The following is a 14,976-nucleotide window of genomic DNA, read 5'->3' on the forward strand; positions in this document are numbered from 1 at the left end:
AATGAGACTTTAGGGACATGTCAATTACAATAATTTATATTTTCCACAATTTTGAATACTTCATTAAATGGAAGTTCTGTGACAACGCTTATCAGCCATTCCCCTTCCTTAATCACACACATTCGGACTCCATCTTTTTCCCAATATAATACATTTTTCTCTCCGATCATACATGACTTTATTTCTGAATTCTCCGTATTATAATTATTTGACCCATTCCCAGGTGAAACTTGTATTGTAATACTGGTATTTTCTGAATTTTTATATCTGAATTTTTTCATTAATGGGAGATTGCTCTGATATACCAATTGATATCCATCTGGAATATAGTTAATCTGGAAAGAACCTAAATTATTCCCTTCCTCTATGACATGCTTATTTTGTATACCTTCCAACCCGATTTTAGAATACTTCGGATATGTCTCCACGATCCATTCCAAAATTTTTCCACGAAATTCCGCATTTGTGACCATTGCTGTTGAAAATCCGAGAGAAATCGCAAGAAAAACAGCTGCAGCCCGCAAAATTCCACGAAATAAATGATCTGTCGGTTGTTGTGTAATATGGATTTTCCGTAATTGTTTTCTGAAATGTCTAGAATACACATGTTGGATATCCTCTGTTGTATTTATCTCAGCCATTAGCTTTGTCAGTGATATTGTGCATATCTGAGAAATGCTTTCTGGACATGCAAATATTTCTGGAGTACTTGTCCATTTTTGAAGGTAATTCAACATACTAATCCGCATTCCATGAGCATACGGAATCATGAGAATTTCATTAATCTGCGAGTCATCTAAGTGAAAAGCATAATAAAGATGAAATACAGCCTGTTCCGGGAATGGGAGTGCAAGAATTTTATTTGCTGCCTTATCCAAAATGTTTTTTCTAATTTCCCCTTCGTCAATCAATTTACTTTCTTTTGACATCACATTTTTGTAATTATCTAGACTCTTATCAGCTTGTGCCCACTCTTGATTCAATCTTTCTCGACAAACTTCTCTTAAAATACTTGTCACTTTTTACCTCTCAATTTCTTCCAGTTTTTTCTTCAGTTTTTTTATTGCCCGCTGGCTCCTCTTTTTAGCTGTCTCTTCCGAGATTCCCATCAGCACTGCGATATCTTTTAATGACATGTTACGACCAAATCGAAACATAAGAAGTGTTCGATCATTTTCTTCTAAATGTTCTAATGCCACCGCCAACTGCTCCTTCTTGAATTTTTCAAAGAAAGCTTCTTCTACTCCAGAATCCGTCCTTGTTTCATAAAACTCTTCCACCGGAATCATCTTTTTCTTCTTACGAAGAATATCATAGGATGCATTCTTTGCAATAATAACACTATAGGGAATCTGGTCGCGGCGTGGTAACTGGCTGATTTTTTCAAAATGTTCCATTATATTTAAAAATGCCTGTGCAACAGCGTCTTCCGCGTCTGTTTCTGATTGAAGCAACTGATAAGAAACTTTATATAAAAGGGTGTGATTTTCATTAAATAATTGTTCGATCCAAACCTGCTCATCTTCTGAAAAGGTGCATAATACTAAGAATAGCATAAATCCATCTCCTGTGCTTCTTGTTATTTATTTAATATATAAGGTGCAGTGCATTCAACAAGGGACAATATTTTGTTTGGTTTTTATGTCGACAAAAATAAGAATCTAATACTAACGGGCTTAATATTTTTACCCACAAAACAGATTATACCCCACGATCATCAGCGCCGCCGCCGTGAGTACAAGGAAAAATGTCGTCGGCAGCACTAACGCCCAGGTCATACCGAAACCTACGCAGAACAGCATAAGACCGCATAATCGCTTCATACCCATTCTCCCAAAAAGGAATGTCTATGACAGATTATGCGGTCTTTTAGATAATGATTCGCAACAGTTCTGTATCTTTCCAGTAATCATGAATTTCACGAGTTCACGAGTGAATTTTCTTTACCAGACAGCGTTTCTTATAGAAAGAAATTCCATAGCAGAGAACCTGATCATAGCTGTCTTCAAACTCTTTTGCATACATGCGTTCATCGATCTGGCGCAATGCCGTTTCACAGCTTTCTTCCATTTTCTCAAGTGCGGCAGAACACTTAACCTCAAAGACAGCGAGCCGTCCGTTTTCCGAATCGCATACGATCACATCACTCCGTCCCTCACCGTGTTCTCGGTTGGATTCCACCATATACCCCGCACCGGCGAAGATTCCAGCAAGGAATGCATGATAAAAATCTTCTTTATAATCATGATAGCTGATGGTCATTCTCAACAGCGTGCTCATCTCACGCGTCAAAAGTTCACTGTCACCATTCCATACTGCATGGAACAGAGTTCTTCGGTCAGTTCCTTTCGCTTTGTCCTGAAACCACTTTACGACAGTCGACTCGAAGATCTCCCGGATCTCCGCGTTCGGAATCATAAGTTTTGTAGTCTGATCTTCTCCGCGAACCCCTGTCAGATAGCCAGTCAGATAAAGAATGCTCCACAAATTTTCTTCTGAGGAGTGCAGAAGATCGTATGTGAGGTTTTCTTCAACCTTCTGTGAGATCGTTCCTCCCGCTAACAATGTTTCCAGTTTTCCGGTAATACTGCTCCCCGAATAATCGATAAAGGAGCGGATGATTGCGTTATCGCTCGTATTCTTCCAGTAACTCGCAGGTCTTGCCTTCGGATCGTTCGAAAGATCAAACAGGTAATTCATCACATCCCACGGACAATATACATCAAAATCGCCAAAATGATATCCGTCATACCAGTATTTCATCGCCTCTGCATGATCTTTGGCATCCGCATCCCGTAAAATCCTGTCTACATCATCTTGCGTAAATCCAAAGTATTCATTCAGCCTGGAAGAAGTGATCGTATCTGACACGAAATTATTTGTTCCGGTGAAAATACTCTCTTTCGCGATCTTCAGGCAGCCGGTAATGATTGCAAATTGAAGGGCATTGTTGTCTTTTAATGCAGTGCTCATCATCGCTTTCACTACTTCTAACATTTCCTGATAATAATGGTGATTGCTCGCCTTGGCTACAGGAACATCATACTCATCCAGCAACAGCACCACTTGTTTTCCATAATGATCACTCAGCATTCGCATGAGAAGAGAGAGACTTTTCTTGATTCCGGTCGTACCGGCTTCGCCTTTTAAGATACGGCGAAAAGCTTCTTTGTCATAATCATTTACATTTTCGCTGTCCAGAAGGTCTGTATATTTTCGAAATAATTCAGCAATCGTTGCTTCCAACATTCCGTAGGCACTATCGAAAGTCAGGCCATCCACATCTTTAAACGAAAGGAAGATCGTCGGACACTGATTCATCCATTTCTGACAGAGCGCCGAAGCATTCATGATCCCCAGTCCCTGAAACAATACCGCACTGTCTTTTCGGATACTAAAGAAATTTTCCAGAGTACTCATCCCCAATGTCTTTCCGAATCTCCTTGGACGGGTAATCAGTGTCACTTTTACTGCCTGAGCTTTTAATACCTCGGCAATAAGGCCTGTCTTATCGACATAATAATATCCATTCTGCCGGATCTCAGCAAAATCAGAAATTCCTACCGGGATATTTAAATGTGTCACGCTTATTCCCTCCTCTCATACCCCGAAATCGTTAAAACCATTTTATCATAAATGGCGTTCAGATACAACAATTCCCCGGATCGCTCCGAGGAATTGTGTTCATTTCTCTTTCTCCATCTCAGCTGCCATCTTCTCCGCTTTTGCCGCCGCGTCCGGAGTAATATCATTGCCGCCGGTGAAGCGGTTTACGATATCCGGGACCATGTCGAGGACTTTGGTGACTGCATCCTGATGTTTGATATTTACGAGCTTTGTCATGCCGTTCTGGATCACGAGGATGGCACTGGGGCTCATCTTCGCGCTCATACCGCCGCCGCCATTTGTCTTTGCGGACTGTGCAAAGGAACCGGCTGCCATGCCGCAGGTCACATCCACAAGCGGGATGATCGTCGTGTTCTCATCCACCTTCACAGGCTCGCCCACAACGGTTTTTGATGTAATGAAATGATCCATCCCCTTAAACAGTGCATCCACGGTAGATGGAAACTGATTTTCTGCCATACCGATTCCTCCTAAATCTATGCTTTTTTCATCCCAGAATCTCTTTTCCTCAAGAAACGAAGTAATCTCCTGAAATCTTTACTGATAAACAGTCTTGCTGCTGTCCAGAGCGGATACCACAGGGCAATCCGACCCTTAAAATGAAGTTCTCCGTCAAGCGCCGTTCCGGTGAAATCCGGCTCCAGAGTCAGCGTTCTCGCGTATAAGCCATAAAACGGACTGACCACCGTGAGAATCTGCCCCGTATCGTAGGGATCATCGAAACCGAAGTGAATCCGTCCCTGCACCTTTTTCGGAAGAACGTAGCGGACAAGTTTTTTTGCGCGCTTCCAGACAAGATGGAACGCTTTCTGGTTCTGCCTGTCGTGCCAGAACATCGAGATGCTGTTCCAGGTCTTTTCCAGAGAAATCTTCTTCTTTGATATTCCATCAGCCAGCTTCCGGATCTTTCCGGGCAGTTCCCGGATTCTATTCCAAAGAGTTCTGGCTTTTTTTATAAGTCGAGCCAATTTTTCTTTGATCTTTGCACCGAAACAGTTCTTAACCTCCTCCACGCGCTCCTCTTTCACAACGGATTCCTTAAAATTTTCCTTTGAGGAGTTTTTTAAAGCATCCGCCGGCAGTACGCTGGGAGAAGAAGATTCATTCGATTCTGAAATAAGCTCCGTTGCATGGACAACGAGTTCATCATCTTCCGCCGGGACAGCTGTCCCGTCATCCACAGCAGTTTTTTTCTCTTCCGCTTCCGATGCCTCCACAACTGTTTCCAAAGGTATTTTCTGCTGCTCGTTTTCAGTTAAAACAGATACCTCTGTCTTTCTGATTTCAGAATCATTTTCTGACAGTACCGGTGTTTTTTCAAAGTCCGCAAAAACCGGCTCTGTTTCTGATTTTGTTTTTTGTTCTTCCTCATCCTCCGGCGGCCACAATCTCACATCAAACAGCTTAAACCACAGCACCCGCCCGGATACATCCGCGTGTTCGTGATAACTCACCCGGATCCGCACGAGATGTAGAAGCCAGCTCACCGCCGCCTCCCCGTCCGGTTTTCCTTCAAATAAGACATCCGCCCGGTACCGGACCGGAACAAACAGAATGAGCAGAACTGCTGTGAGCAGCAGTGCCAGGATCACCAACAGGATGATCCCGATGACCTTTAAGATCATCAGCAATATATGGATCACTCACAGCACCCCTTTCTGAAAAGAAAGGAGTTCACGTCATACCCGCCGGTCTTTTTGTATGCCTCGCAGATGATCCGCCCCGCAAGCGCCGCCGCATCCTCAAAATCCGCAGCGATCCCTATGATCAGAAGATCCTGCTTTTCATAGTAAGGAAGCCTTAATGTCAGCGCCGGATAGATATCTAAAAGGTTCCGCTCCCCAGCCGCCGGAGTCAGGACATAAAAGCCCATTGGTCTTCCATTCCGGACCGCCTGGATCGTTTCGTATCTGTGCTTTTTCGCTTTTTCCCCGACATACAGTTTTTCATACCAGCGCATGATTCACCTGCTCATCCCTTAATATTTATGGCCAGATCCCGCCTGGACCCGGTCTACTGTCTGGATCTGATGATCATTCTTCTCAAAAGGTCCAGCGCCGTGACCGCGGCATGTTCCCGGATCTCCTGTCTTGTACCGTTGAAGTGGCATTCCTCCACAATCACTTCGTCCTTCATGCAGCAGGAAACGTATACGAGTCCCACCGGCTTCTCCTCTGTTCCACCGTCCGGACCAGCAAGCCCCGTTACAGCAACACAGGCATCCGCATCAGCCGCGAGAACACCGCCGAGTGCCATCTCCCTTGCGGTCTGCTCACTGACTGCCCCGTATTTTTTTAAAGTTGCCTTGCTGACATCGAGGATCTTTCTCTTTGATTTGTTCGAATATGTGATATAACCCTGATCAAATACGTCAGACGCACCCGGCACATTGATGATCTTTGCAGCCACCATGCCGCCGGTGCAGGACTCCGCCGTTGTCACCGTGAGTCCGTACTTTGTGAGGAGGCGCACAACGGTCTCTTCCATCGTCTCATTCTCTTTCGTGGAATAATACATGTCGCCCAGTGCCTTTTTGATCTCCTTGGCAACAGGTTTTAACGCCGCCTTGGCGGACTCCTCATCCTCCGCCTGTGTCTCCGCGAGAACATGGACATCTTTTCCGCGGCGTCTCGTGTAGATCACGACAGCGCCGCCGCACTTTAAGAGGTCCTGAAGCTTTTCCTTTACTTCCGTCTCGCTCTTTCCGTAAATTTTAAATATCTGGGCATAACCCTGTTCTGTTCGAATCATCACATTTTTCCTTCCGTAAGAACGCCGGCGTTCTTCACAATGTAGTCAACAAGTGAAATTACTGTCAATGCAAGAGCGATCCAGACAATGATCGTCGTCAAAGTTGACAACGCCGGAATATTAAAGATCAGAAGAACCACCCCAATCATCTGGAATGTGGTCTTAAATTTTCCCCAGTAGCTCGCTGCAATGACAACACCGTTGTCGGATGCCACCAGACGGAAGCCGCTGATAATGAACTCACGGCTGATAATGATGATGACCATCCAGGCCGGAAGCTCACGAAGCTCGATCATACAGATCAGTGCGGAGCAGACAAGCAGTTTATCCGCCAACGGATCCATAAATTTCCCAAAATTTGTTACCAGATTATACTTTCTCGCGATCTTTCCGTCCAGCATATCGGTCAGGCTCGCGATGATAAAGAGCGCCGCCGCCACATAACGCATGTTCTGGTTTGCGCCGCCGTCATAAAGAAGCGCGGCTACGAAAAACGGGATCATGATCACTCGTAATATTGTCAGTTTATTCGGTAAATTCATCCTCTGCCTCCCCAATCAGATCATATTCGGACGCGCCTGTGACGCGTACCTTAAGGAAATCTCCAGACATCAGGGAAAGTCCGGTATTTACAAAGATCAGTCCATCCACGTTCGGGCTGTCCATATAAGTGCGGCCCACATAGGCGTTCTCGTCGGCAACCTTGCCCTCGATCATCACTTCCAGAGTGCGTCCCTTCATCGCCTCGGACTTCTCGAAAGCGATCTCCTGCTGGAGTTCCATAATCTCATCGCGGCGCTCCTGCTTTACCTCCTCCGGAACCTGATTTTCAAAGCTGAATGCCGGGGTATCTTCCTCCGGGGAATATGCGAATACGCCGAGACGGTCAAATTCCATATCATCGACAAACTGCATCAGGATCTCGTGGTCTTCCTCCGTCTCACCCGGAAATCCGGAGATCAGAGTGGTGCGGAGCGCGATGTCCGGAATCTCTCTTCTGAGTTTCGCAATCAGCCCGCGGATCTCTTTATTGTTTGTTCTTCTGCCCATTCGCTTTAAGACCGCATCACTCGCGTGCTGAATCGGGATGTCCAGATAGTTACAGACTTTTTCCTCGGTCTTGATCGTTTCGATGAGCTCATCGGTGATCTCCTCCGGATAACAGTACTGGAGACGGATCCACTGGATTCCGGATACAGCTGCCAGACGTCTTAAGAGCTCCGGAAGCTTCTTCTCGCCGTAGAGGTCTTTTCCGTAAAGAGTTGTCTCCTGGGCTACCAGGATCAGCTCCTTCACGCCTTTTTCTGCAAGCTCCTCCGCTTCCTTCACAAGCTGCTCCATCGGAACGCTGCGGTATTTTCCGCGAAGATACGGAATGATGCAGTACGTGCAGCGCTTGTCACAGCCCTCCGCGATCTTTAAGAACGCATAATGTCCGCCTGTCGTCACAAGACGGTCTGTAGTCTTGCTCACCGGCGCATCGATGCTCTCGAAGACCTCCGGTGTTTCTCCGTGCATGACTTCTTTGATCGCCTCCCCGACTGCCTCATAGGAAGTCGTTCCAAGGATCGCATCTACCTCCGGGATCTCATCAATGATCTCCTGCTTGTAGCGCTGTGCGAGACATCCGGTTACGATCAGCGCCTTTAAGCGGCCTGTTTTCTTTAACTCCGCCATCTGAAGGATCGTGTTGATGCTCTCTTCTTTTGCATCGCCGATAAAGCAGCAGGTATTGACAACGACGATATCTGCCTCATTTTCATCATCCACGAAGGAATAGCCCTCTTTCCCGAGGATTCCCAGCATTTTTTCCGTATCGACAAGGTTCTTATCACAGCCCAGTGATATGAAAAGTAAATTCATTCTGTTTGTTTTTCCTTTCTCTGTATAACTTCGCGGTCCGCAGCTGTATCCGGCATTTTTGGAACCGCCAGCGAAAAAAAGAGGAAACTAAAGCCAGATTCAGCCGTTTTCCTCCCCTTTCTAACATATTTCTCCGGTTCGTCCGTCCGTGGCTTGGCATCACACGGCCGGGCGGATCGCTTTTATTCTTCCGCGTACTCTTCTTCTTTTTTGATCTCTTCCGGAGTTCTCTCCTTCACCTCGAAATCAGTCTCGATCTCCGGCTCCTCGTCCTCTGTGAGGATCTTTACTTTCTGCTCATAAAGCTCCTGGACAGCGGTGGACAGCGGTTTCTTTCCGGCAGCACCTGCTACGAGCGGTTTGTCACCAGCGATCAGCTGTCTCGCACGCTTGGATGCTGCGATGACGATGGAATAACGGCTCTGAACGACCGGCTGCTCGCCCGGCTCAACGTCGCTGTTTACGGCTTCGATTAAGTCTGTATAAGACGGATGTAACATAAAATATACCCCTTTCAGATCATGAGTTTCCTGGTTGCAGCTTTCCTCTCCATCTGTAAAGATGCGAGAAGTTTTGCTGTTTTTTGTTATAAATTTTAAATATCTGAAGTATCCGGTTTTGCATGTAGCATTTTTACGGATACATTCTTTATTTTGTCATATCGTGCAGCTCCTGCTTCATTCTCGCCACAAGATCCGTATTCGCGGACTCTTTAAAGTGGCTGGAGCGGATCAGGCTGTGGAGATCTTCCACGCAGGTATCAATATCGTCATTGACTACGATATAGTCATAGGAATCCATTCCGTCGGACTCCTCCGCGGCACGGCGGAGACGTTTTTCGATCACTTCCGCGCTCTCAGTTCCGCGGCCGGTAAGACGTTTTTTCAGGTCCTCCGCAGTCGGCGGTACGATAAATACGAGAAGCGCGTCTGGGAATTTCTTCTTGATATTGAGTGCTCCCTGGATCTCGATCTCAAGGATCACGTCTTTTCCTGCAGCCATCTTTTCTTCCACATATTTTTTCGGTGTTCCATAATAATGATCTACATAACGTGCATGTTCGATCAGCTCGTCATTTTTGATCATATCCTCGAACTGGGATTCGGTCAGGAAAAAGTACTCTCTTCCATTTTCCTCCCCCGGTCTCGGATTTCTCGTGGTCGCCGATACAGAAAGCGCGTAATTATCATATTTATTCAAGAGCGCCTTCATCACGGTTCCTTTTCCTGCTCCGGAAAATCCGGAAACTACAACGAGGACTCCTTTTGTCTGCATTACAAATGCCTCCTGATTACTCAATCATGTATTCTGCTGGTTTCGCGGACCGCGGATTGCTCCGCATTCCGTACTAACACAATCTTTATTCGATGTTCTGGATCTGCTCTCTTACCTTCTCGACCTCTGTCTTTAAGAGGATCGCGCGGTCGGAGATCTCGAGATCCGTTGATTTTGAGAGGATCGTGTTTGCCTCACGGTTCATCTCCTGGGCGATAAAGTCGAGCTTTCTTCCGACACTTCCGCCGGCTAAAAGTTCCTTCTTCATTCCCTCAATGTGGCTTCTTAAGCGGACGGTCTCCTCATCCACACAGATCTTATCTGCAAAGATCGTAACTTCCGTTGCGATCCGGGACTCGTCCACGGATGCAGTCGCGAGAAGTTCTTTTACCTTGTCTTCCAGCTTCTGGCGGTACTCCGCGATCACCTTCGGGGAGCGCTCCTCGATAAAGTCGACAAGTGTCAGCATATATTCGAGCTTTCCTACGAGATCGTTCTTTAAATTCTCGCCCTCGCGGATCCTGGACTCCACGAATCCCTCACAGGCTCTTGAGAGCGCATCTTTCAGGAGCTCCCACATATGGTCTTCATCTTCCGGAACTTCCTCCATCGTGAGGACTTCCGGGCATCTTGCCAGCATGGACACTTTCACATCATTGTCGATATCAAAGTCATCAGCCATCTTTTTAAAGCTGTCCATATATTCCTGTGCAAGAGACTTGTTATATTTGAGGAATACCTTTGCGTCGGTATAATCCTCGTATGTCACAAATATATCTACTTTTCCTCTCTGGATATAATCCTTTAAGAGGGTACGCATGGATGCTTCGAAGTAATTGAATTTCTTCGGCATCTTAATTCCCAGATCAAGATACCGGTGGTTTACCGCCTTTATCTCTACTGAAATCTTACACTCGTCCGTCACTAACTCGTGGCGGCCGAATCCGGTCATGCTCTTAATCATCAGACATGCCTCGCTTTCCCATAGATAACTTTTATTATACGGCAAATAAAAAATACAGTCAACCAGATTCTGTAAATCAAAAGATTTATGAACGGGAACCTTATGAACATGAAAACACTCCAGAGATCCGATCGAAGCTCCGGGGTGTTTGAAAAGAGGGTAGTTTGCAGCCGTCTGTGGGGTAAGAAGAGCGGCCGCTCAATTCTATCTGAATTCAAGAAAATTGTCGTTTATAACGGAAGGATTCCGATCAGTACTGCAAACAGCATGCAAAGGATCGAGAAGATCCATACATAACCGAAGCTGGACTTGATGTGATCCTTGATGTCCACTTCGGCAAGTCCGATACCAAGCAGAGTTGCCGGTACCATCGGGCTGATGAAGGTTGCGCAGTTACGGCAAACAACCATTGCAACGGCGATCGGGAATGCCTCAACTCCGAAGGAAGCACCGATTGCGATCATGACCGGAAGCATGGACGGAACAACGATCAGGAATGTGGATGCTCCGCCACCGTCAAGATGACCGGTTTCTCGCAGAATTACTGCACATCTGAGGTAAACTCATAATCCTTGATCTTTCTGACTACATCAATGATGGTGCCGTCACGTGCCTCGATGACACCGACAATGCGGTCATCAAACTGTACCGGATCCGGTGTTCCGACCATGGCGTACGCCTTATCGCGGAGCTCTTCGATCGTGCAGAACGGAAGGTCAACGCCTTTCATGCACTCGATGAGGTCCTGTCTTCTCGGGTTAATGGCGATTCCGTAGTCTGTGATGACAACGTCAACGGACTCACCAGGGGTCGTTACCGTTGTAACATTTGTACAGATTGCCGGGATTCTTCCCTGAAGCAGCGGAGCAATGACGATCGTACACTTCGCTCCTGCTGCCGTATCCGGATGTCCACCCTGGGCACCTGTGATCATGCCGTCGGAACCGACAACGACGTTACAGTTAAAGTTTACGTCAACCTCAAGAGATGCAAGGATCACGAAATCCAGCTTATTGACATAAGCGCCCTTGTTGAACGGGTTCGCGTACTCGGACGCAGAGATCTCGAAGTGGTTCGGATTTGTCTTGATGGACTCGATGGCACCCTGATCGAAATCCTGGGTATCAACGAGCTTGTTTACGAGGCCTTTCGCCAACAGCTCACACATCGGAGTTGTGATTCCGCCGAGGCCAAGTCCCATATGGATGCCTCTCTCTTCCATGATCTTTCCAAGGGAGATCGTGGAGGCGATGGAAGCTCCGCCGACACCTGTCTGGTAGGAGAAACCTTCCTTAAAATATGGGGTGTTGACAACAAACTTTGTGCAGTAATCCGCCATCATGATCTTTCTGACATCTGTTGTCGGTTTTGCAGCACCTGTCGCGATCTTTGCCGGATTTCCAATCTCATCTACGACACAAACGTAATCCACATCTACCATGGAGATGCTTGCCGGAATGTTCGGGAACGGAACGAGGCAGTCTGTCACGGCAACAACCTTATCCGCATACTGGGCATCGACCATCGCGTAAGATAATACACCGCAGTCGCTCTTTCCACCGTTTGCGCGCATGTTTCCATATTCATCACATGTCGGAGCACCAATGAAGGCGATATCGATATGGACTTCGCCAGACTCGATAGCGCGGACACGTCCGCCGTGAGAGCGCATGATCGCAAGGTTTTTTAACCGTCCTGTGGAGATCGCCTCACCGATCTTTCCGCGGACACCGGAGGACTGGATGCCGGTGATGGTGCCATCCTCGATGTACGGAACGATCGGATCGTGAGCTTTTCCTAAGGAGCTTGCACAGATCGTGATGTCCTTGATGCCCATCTTATGGACCTCTTCCATGACCATGTTTACCACATAGTCACCCTCACGGAAATGATGATGGAAGGAAAGGACCATGCCGTCCTTAATGCCGCATTTTACAAGGGCATCATGGATGTTCTCGACAAGCTTGCTTCTTGTCGGATCGTTTAATGTACGGACGGTCGGAGCCGCCTTTGTATATTCGTAATTATCATAGGCATAGACGCCCTTGAACGGCTCCTTGCCTGTTGCTTTTAAGATCTCTTCGGGAATTTCTCTTCCAACTGCATTGATCATCTTATAAATCCCCCTTATAAACGCCTGCTGCTTTCGCCATGGCGAGTGTTCTCTGTGCTCCGTCGTAGAATGCGATGTCGATCATCTTTCCGTCAACAGTGAAGACTCCGATTCCCTTTGCCTTCTTGTCATCGATCTCGCGGACAACCTTTTCCGCGAAGATGATCTCTTTTTCCGACGGTGTGAAGACCTTATGGACGATGGCGATCTGTCTCGGGTTTACGAGAGACTTTCCGTCGAAGCCCATCATCTTGATCATTCTTGTCTCATTCTCGAAGCCTTCCATGTCGTCAAGGTTTGTGAACACTGTGTCCCAGCACTGGACACCTGCCGCTCTCGCCGCCATGATCATGTGCTGTCTCGCTCCCATGAGCTCCACTCCGGTTCCTGTGATCGTTGTCTGGAGGTCCTTTGTGTAATCTCCGCCAGATAAAGCGATTCCGATAAGTCTGTCAGAAGACTGACATACCTCCAAGGCATTTAAAACACCTTTGCAGGACTCTAAGGCTGCCATTAAGAGCGTGCTTCCCTCCGGGCGTCCAAACTCTTTCTCTGCCGCAAGGACATGTTCCTCAACAGTCTTAACATCCTGTGCTGTCTCGGTCTTTGCGATACGGATCGTATCAGCACCTCCGGCAACACAGACACGGATATCCTCTTTCCAGTGCGGGGTATCAAGACCATTGATTCTTACGACTCTCTCAACACCGCGGTAATCGATCTCCTGAAGTGCATGATATAAGGAATATCTCGCTGCGTCCTTTTGGTTCTCGGCAACTGCGTCCTCAAGGTCTAACATGATGGAGTCCGGTTTATAGATATACGGATCCTTGATGAGGCCCGGTTTCTGGCAGTTTAAAAACATCATGGATCTTCTTAAGCGTTTTTTATTCGGATGCATTATTTGATGACACCTCCCCACGGAAGATTTTCGGTGATGCCGTTGGAACGGTAGACCGCACACTCAACTCTCGCCTTTAAGGTACAGTCGAGAGCTCCCTTATCGAAGATCGTGACCTTCGCGTTGTCAACACCGAGACGGTCCAGCGTCTCTAATGTGACTTTTCTGATCTGTCTGCCGTACTGATGGATCACGCTGCTCTCGATGGTGAGCTCGATCGTTCCATCGCCCGGTTCAACAGTGACCTGGGCGTCACTGGATTCCAGTGTGCCGGCCATGGCTGTCTTCTTGATTTCCATATATTCCCTCCGTTTCTCATTATGCAGGATGCACAAATTTCGTTTGTTTTCCCGCCTGAGTTCTATAACTTTCTATGGCATTACTATATCACTTGTATTTTTTTTAATCCAATACATATCCCTCTATAGCGAATATAGGGAAATTCTTATGGGGCATCGGCTCGGTCCGGCGGCAGGAACGCTCCGGTTTCCCCGCGTTGTCTTTTCCGACCGGATGTGATAGAATAGAAAGGAAAAACAGGAGTTTTATCTAACTGAGATAAAAAGTCAGGGGAGGACGCCTCTATGAATGAAAAACACATGCAGTATGTTCTGACCGTCCTGAAGGAAGGCAGCTTTACAAACGCGGCAAAAAAGCTCTACGTTTCCCAGCCCTCTCTGAGCCAGATCATAAAGACCGCCGAGAGCAATCTCGGCGCCCCGATCTTTGACCGCTCCACCGATCCGATTACCCTGACGCCGGCCGGACAGCTCTACGTGGAGGCGGCGAGGCAGGTGACAACGATCTCCACAAACTTGAGAAAACAGGTCGAGGAGCTGAGCAAGGAAGAATTCGGGACCATCCGCCTCGGGATCTCGGTCCAGCGCGGCATGGAGCTGTTACCGGAATTATACCCGCGTTTTAAGAAACGATTCCCCCATGTGGGGCTGGAACTCCATGAGCAGGGATCTGCGACCATGGAAAAAAGCGTCCTGGAGGGGGAAGTCGGGATCGCACTTCTCACGACATTCCCGCGCCACGAGGAACTGGTCTACGACCTGATCCAGGAGGAAAAGCTTGTCCTCATCGTGAACCGCGAATGCGAACTTGCGAAACGGATCGCGCCTGGGACACCGATCGATATCCTGGAGGCGCGCGATGAGACCTTCATCTCCAGCCAGTCCGGTCACTCCGTCCGGACGATCCAGGACTCCCTCTTTATCACGAGGGACATGAAGCCGAAGATCGACCTTGTCACGATCAGCATCGAGGTCGGAAAACATGTCGTTGCGGCGAGTCCTGTCGTGATGGCCTGTCCGGATTCCTATGTCGAGACTGATAACTCGCCGGATTCCGCCTACTTCTCCTATCCGATCCTCGGTGTGGAGAATCCAAGACATTTTTACGCCTGCTACCGGAAGGACATGTATCTCACAAAATATATGAAAGGATTTCTTGAGATCCTGCATGAGATCTGAGGTT

Annotated in this window: 18 protein-coding genes; 1 reads left to right on the top strand and 17 read right to left on the bottom strand. The window is 47.4% G+C overall.

What is annotated here, in order from left to right:
* Positions 1–20: 20 nt before the first annotated feature.
* The 17 genes from V2546_RS13670 to citD all read right to left on the bottom strand — a co-directional run bounded on the left by V2546_RS13670 (position 21) and on the right by citD (position 13,793).
* On the bottom strand, positions 21–1,019 hold the full coding sequence (locus tag V2546_RS13670) for a DUF4367 domain-containing protein (protein WP_329752613.1): 999 nt from the start codon (positions 1,017–1,019) through the stop codon (positions 21–23).
* Positions 1,020–1,022: 3 nt separating this feature from the next.
* Positions 1,023–1,556, bottom strand: coding sequence for an RNA polymerase sigma factor (locus V2546_RS13675; RefSeq protein ID WP_117469642.1), 534 nt, complete (start codon positions 1,554–1,556; stop codon positions 1,023–1,025).
* 129 nt (positions 1,557–1,685) lie between these two features.
* The gene (locus tag V2546_RS13680; protein WP_166462275.1) at positions 1,686–1,823 is read right to left on the bottom strand and encodes a hypothetical protein; all 138 of its coding nucleotides are present in this window, start codon (positions 1,821–1,823) and stop codon (positions 1,686–1,688) included.
* 103 nt (positions 1,824–1,926) lie between these two features.
* A complete protein-coding gene (locus tag V2546_RS13685) occupies positions 1,927–3,585 on the bottom strand; it encodes an AAA family ATPase (protein WP_117503873.1) in 1,659 nt (552 codons plus the stop codon).
* 99 nt (positions 3,586–3,684) lie between these two features.
* Positions 3,685–4,086 carry a GerW family sporulation protein gene (locus V2546_RS13690; RefSeq protein ID WP_015554583.1) on the bottom strand — a complete coding sequence of 134 codons (402 nt, stop codon included), beginning with the start codon at positions 4,084–4,086 and terminating at the stop codon, positions 3,685–3,687.
* Between the two features lie 17 nt (positions 4,087–4,103).
* Positions 4,104–5,270 carry a hypothetical protein gene (locus V2546_RS13695; protein WP_329752614.1) on the bottom strand — a complete coding sequence of 389 codons (1,167 nt, stop codon included), beginning with the start codon at positions 5,268–5,270 and terminating at the stop codon, positions 4,104–4,106.
* A complete protein-coding gene (locus V2546_RS13700) occupies positions 5,267–5,587 on the bottom strand; it encodes a hypothetical protein (protein WP_329752615.1) in 321 nt (106 codons plus the stop codon). Before V2546_RS13700 ends, V2546_RS13695 begins: the two co-directional genes overlap by 4 nt.
* Positions 5,588–5,640: 53 nt before the next feature.
* Complete coding sequence (locus V2546_RS13705) at positions 5,641–6,378, bottom strand: nicotinamide-nucleotide amidohydrolase family protein (RefSeq protein WP_021904975.1); 738 nt, start codon at positions 6,376–6,378, stop codon at positions 5,641–5,643.
* A complete protein-coding gene (pgsA, locus tag V2546_RS13710) occupies positions 6,378–6,920 on the bottom strand; it encodes a CDP-diacylglycerol--glycerol-3-phosphate 3-phosphatidyltransferase (protein WP_015554586.1) in 543 nt (180 codons plus the stop codon). Before pgsA ends, V2546_RS13705 begins: the two co-directional genes overlap by 1 nt.
* Positions 6,904–8,241 carry a 30S ribosomal protein S12 methylthiotransferase RimO gene (gene rimO / locus V2546_RS13715; protein ID WP_329752616.1) on the bottom strand — a complete coding sequence of 446 codons (1,338 nt, stop codon included), beginning with the start codon at positions 8,239–8,241 and terminating at the stop codon, positions 6,904–6,906. Before rimO ends, pgsA begins: the two co-directional genes overlap by 17 nt.
* A 182-nt stretch (positions 8,242–8,423) precedes the next feature.
* On the bottom strand, positions 8,424–8,741 hold the full coding sequence (rpoZ, locus tag V2546_RS13720) for a DNA-directed RNA polymerase subunit omega (RefSeq protein ID WP_118298144.1): 318 nt from the start codon (positions 8,739–8,741) through the stop codon (positions 8,424–8,426).
* Positions 8,742–8,889: 148 nt separating this feature from the next.
* Positions 8,890–9,516 (bottom strand): guanylate kinase, encoded by a 627-nt coding sequence (gene gmk, locus V2546_RS13725; protein WP_118298143.1) that lies wholly within the window; start codon positions 9,514–9,516, stop codon positions 8,890–8,892.
* 85 nt (positions 9,517–9,601) lie between these two features.
* Complete coding sequence (locus V2546_RS13730) at positions 9,602–10,480, bottom strand: YicC/YloC family endoribonuclease (protein WP_118298142.1); 879 nt, start codon at positions 10,478–10,480, stop codon at positions 9,602–9,604.
* Positions 10,481–10,710: 230 nt separating this feature from the next.
* A complete protein-coding gene (locus V2546_RS13735) occupies positions 10,711–10,944 on the bottom strand; it encodes a hypothetical protein (protein ID WP_329752617.1) in 234 nt (77 codons plus the stop codon).
* A 77-nt stretch (positions 10,945–11,021) separates the two neighbouring features.
* Positions 11,022–12,593, bottom strand: coding sequence for a citrate lyase subunit alpha (gene citF / locus V2546_RS13740; RefSeq protein ID WP_329752618.1), 1,572 nt, complete (start codon positions 12,591–12,593; stop codon positions 11,022–11,024).
* Position 12,594: 1 nt separating this feature from the next.
* Positions 12,595–13,494, bottom strand: a complete 900-nt coding sequence (locus V2546_RS13745; RefSeq protein ID WP_486463599.1) for an aldolase/citrate lyase/malate synthase family protein — start codon at positions 13,492–13,494, stop codon at positions 12,595–12,597.
* Complete coding sequence (gene citD, locus V2546_RS13750) at positions 13,494–13,793, bottom strand: citrate lyase acyl carrier protein (RefSeq protein ID WP_015554593.1); 300 nt, start codon at positions 13,791–13,793, stop codon at positions 13,494–13,496. Before citD ends, V2546_RS13745 begins: the two co-directional genes overlap by 1 nt.
* 285 nt (positions 13,794–14,078) lie before the next feature.
* On the opposite strand from citD, the gene V2546_RS13755 reads away from it, so the two are divergent.
* Positions 14,079–14,972: a LysR family transcriptional regulator gene (locus V2546_RS13755; RefSeq protein WP_118532785.1), complete on the top strand. Its 894-nt coding sequence runs from the start codon at positions 14,079–14,081 to the stop codon at positions 14,970–14,972.
* Positions 14,973–14,976: the final 4 nt, after the last annotated feature.

It is taken from the genome of Clostridium sp. CM74B_53 (assembly GCF_036318045.1).
GTDB lineage: Bacteria > Bacillota > Clostridia > Lachnospirales > Lachnospiraceae > Pilosibacter.

Coding starts and splice junctions, on each gene's coding strand:
- V2546_RS13675 (WP_117469642.1), bottom strand. CDS start 1,556: ATGCTATTCTTAGTATTATGCACCTTTTCAGAAGATGAGCAGGTTTGG.
- V2546_RS13680 (WP_166462275.1), bottom strand. CDS start 1,823: ATGAAGCGATTATGCGGTCTTATGCTGTTCTGCGTAGGTTTCGGTATG.
- V2546_RS13690 (WP_015554583.1), bottom strand. CDS start 4,086: ATGGCAGAAAATCAGTTTCCATCTACCGTGGATGCACTGTTTAAGGGG.
- V2546_RS13700 (WP_329752615.1), bottom strand. CDS start 5,587: ATGCGCTGGTATGAAAAACTGTATGTCGGGGAAAAAGCGAAAAAGCAC.
- V2546_RS13705 (WP_021904975.1), bottom strand. CDS start 6,378: ATGATTCGAACAGAACAGGGTTATGCCCAGATATTTAAAATTTACGGA.
- pgsA (WP_015554586.1), bottom strand. CDS start 6,920: ATGAATTTACCGAATAAACTGACAATATTACGAGTGATCATGATCCCG.
- rimO (WP_329752616.1), bottom strand. CDS start 8,241: ATGAATTTACTTTTCATATCACTGGGCTGTGATAAGAACCTTGTCGAT.
- rpoZ (WP_118298144.1), bottom strand. CDS start 8,741: ATGTTACATCCGTCTTATACAGACTTAATCGAAGCCGTAAACAGCGAC.
- gmk (WP_118298143.1), bottom strand. CDS start 9,516: ATGCAGACAAAAGGAGTCCTCGTTGTAGTTTCCGGATTTTCCGGAGCA.
- V2546_RS13730 (WP_118298142.1), bottom strand. CDS start 10,480: ATGATTAAGAGCATGACCGGATTCGGCCGCCACGAGTTAGTGACGGAC.
- V2546_RS13735 (WP_329752617.1), bottom strand. CDS start 10,944: ATGATCGCAATCGGTGCTTCCTTCGGAGTTGAGGCATTCCCGATCGCC.
- citF (WP_329752618.1), bottom strand. CDS start 12,593: ATGATCAATGCAGTTGGAAGAGAAATTCCCGAAGAGATCTTAAAAGCA.
- V2546_RS13745 (WP_486463599.1), bottom strand. CDS start 13,494: ATGCATCCGAATAAAAAACGCTTAAGAAGATCCATGATGTTTTTAAAC.
- citD (WP_015554593.1), bottom strand. CDS start 13,793: ATGGAAATCAAGAAGACAGCCATGGCCGGCACACTGGAATCCAGTGAC.
- V2546_RS13755 (WP_118532785.1), top strand. CDS start 14,079: ATGAATGAAAAACACATGCAGTATGTTCTGACCGTCCTGAAGGAAGGC.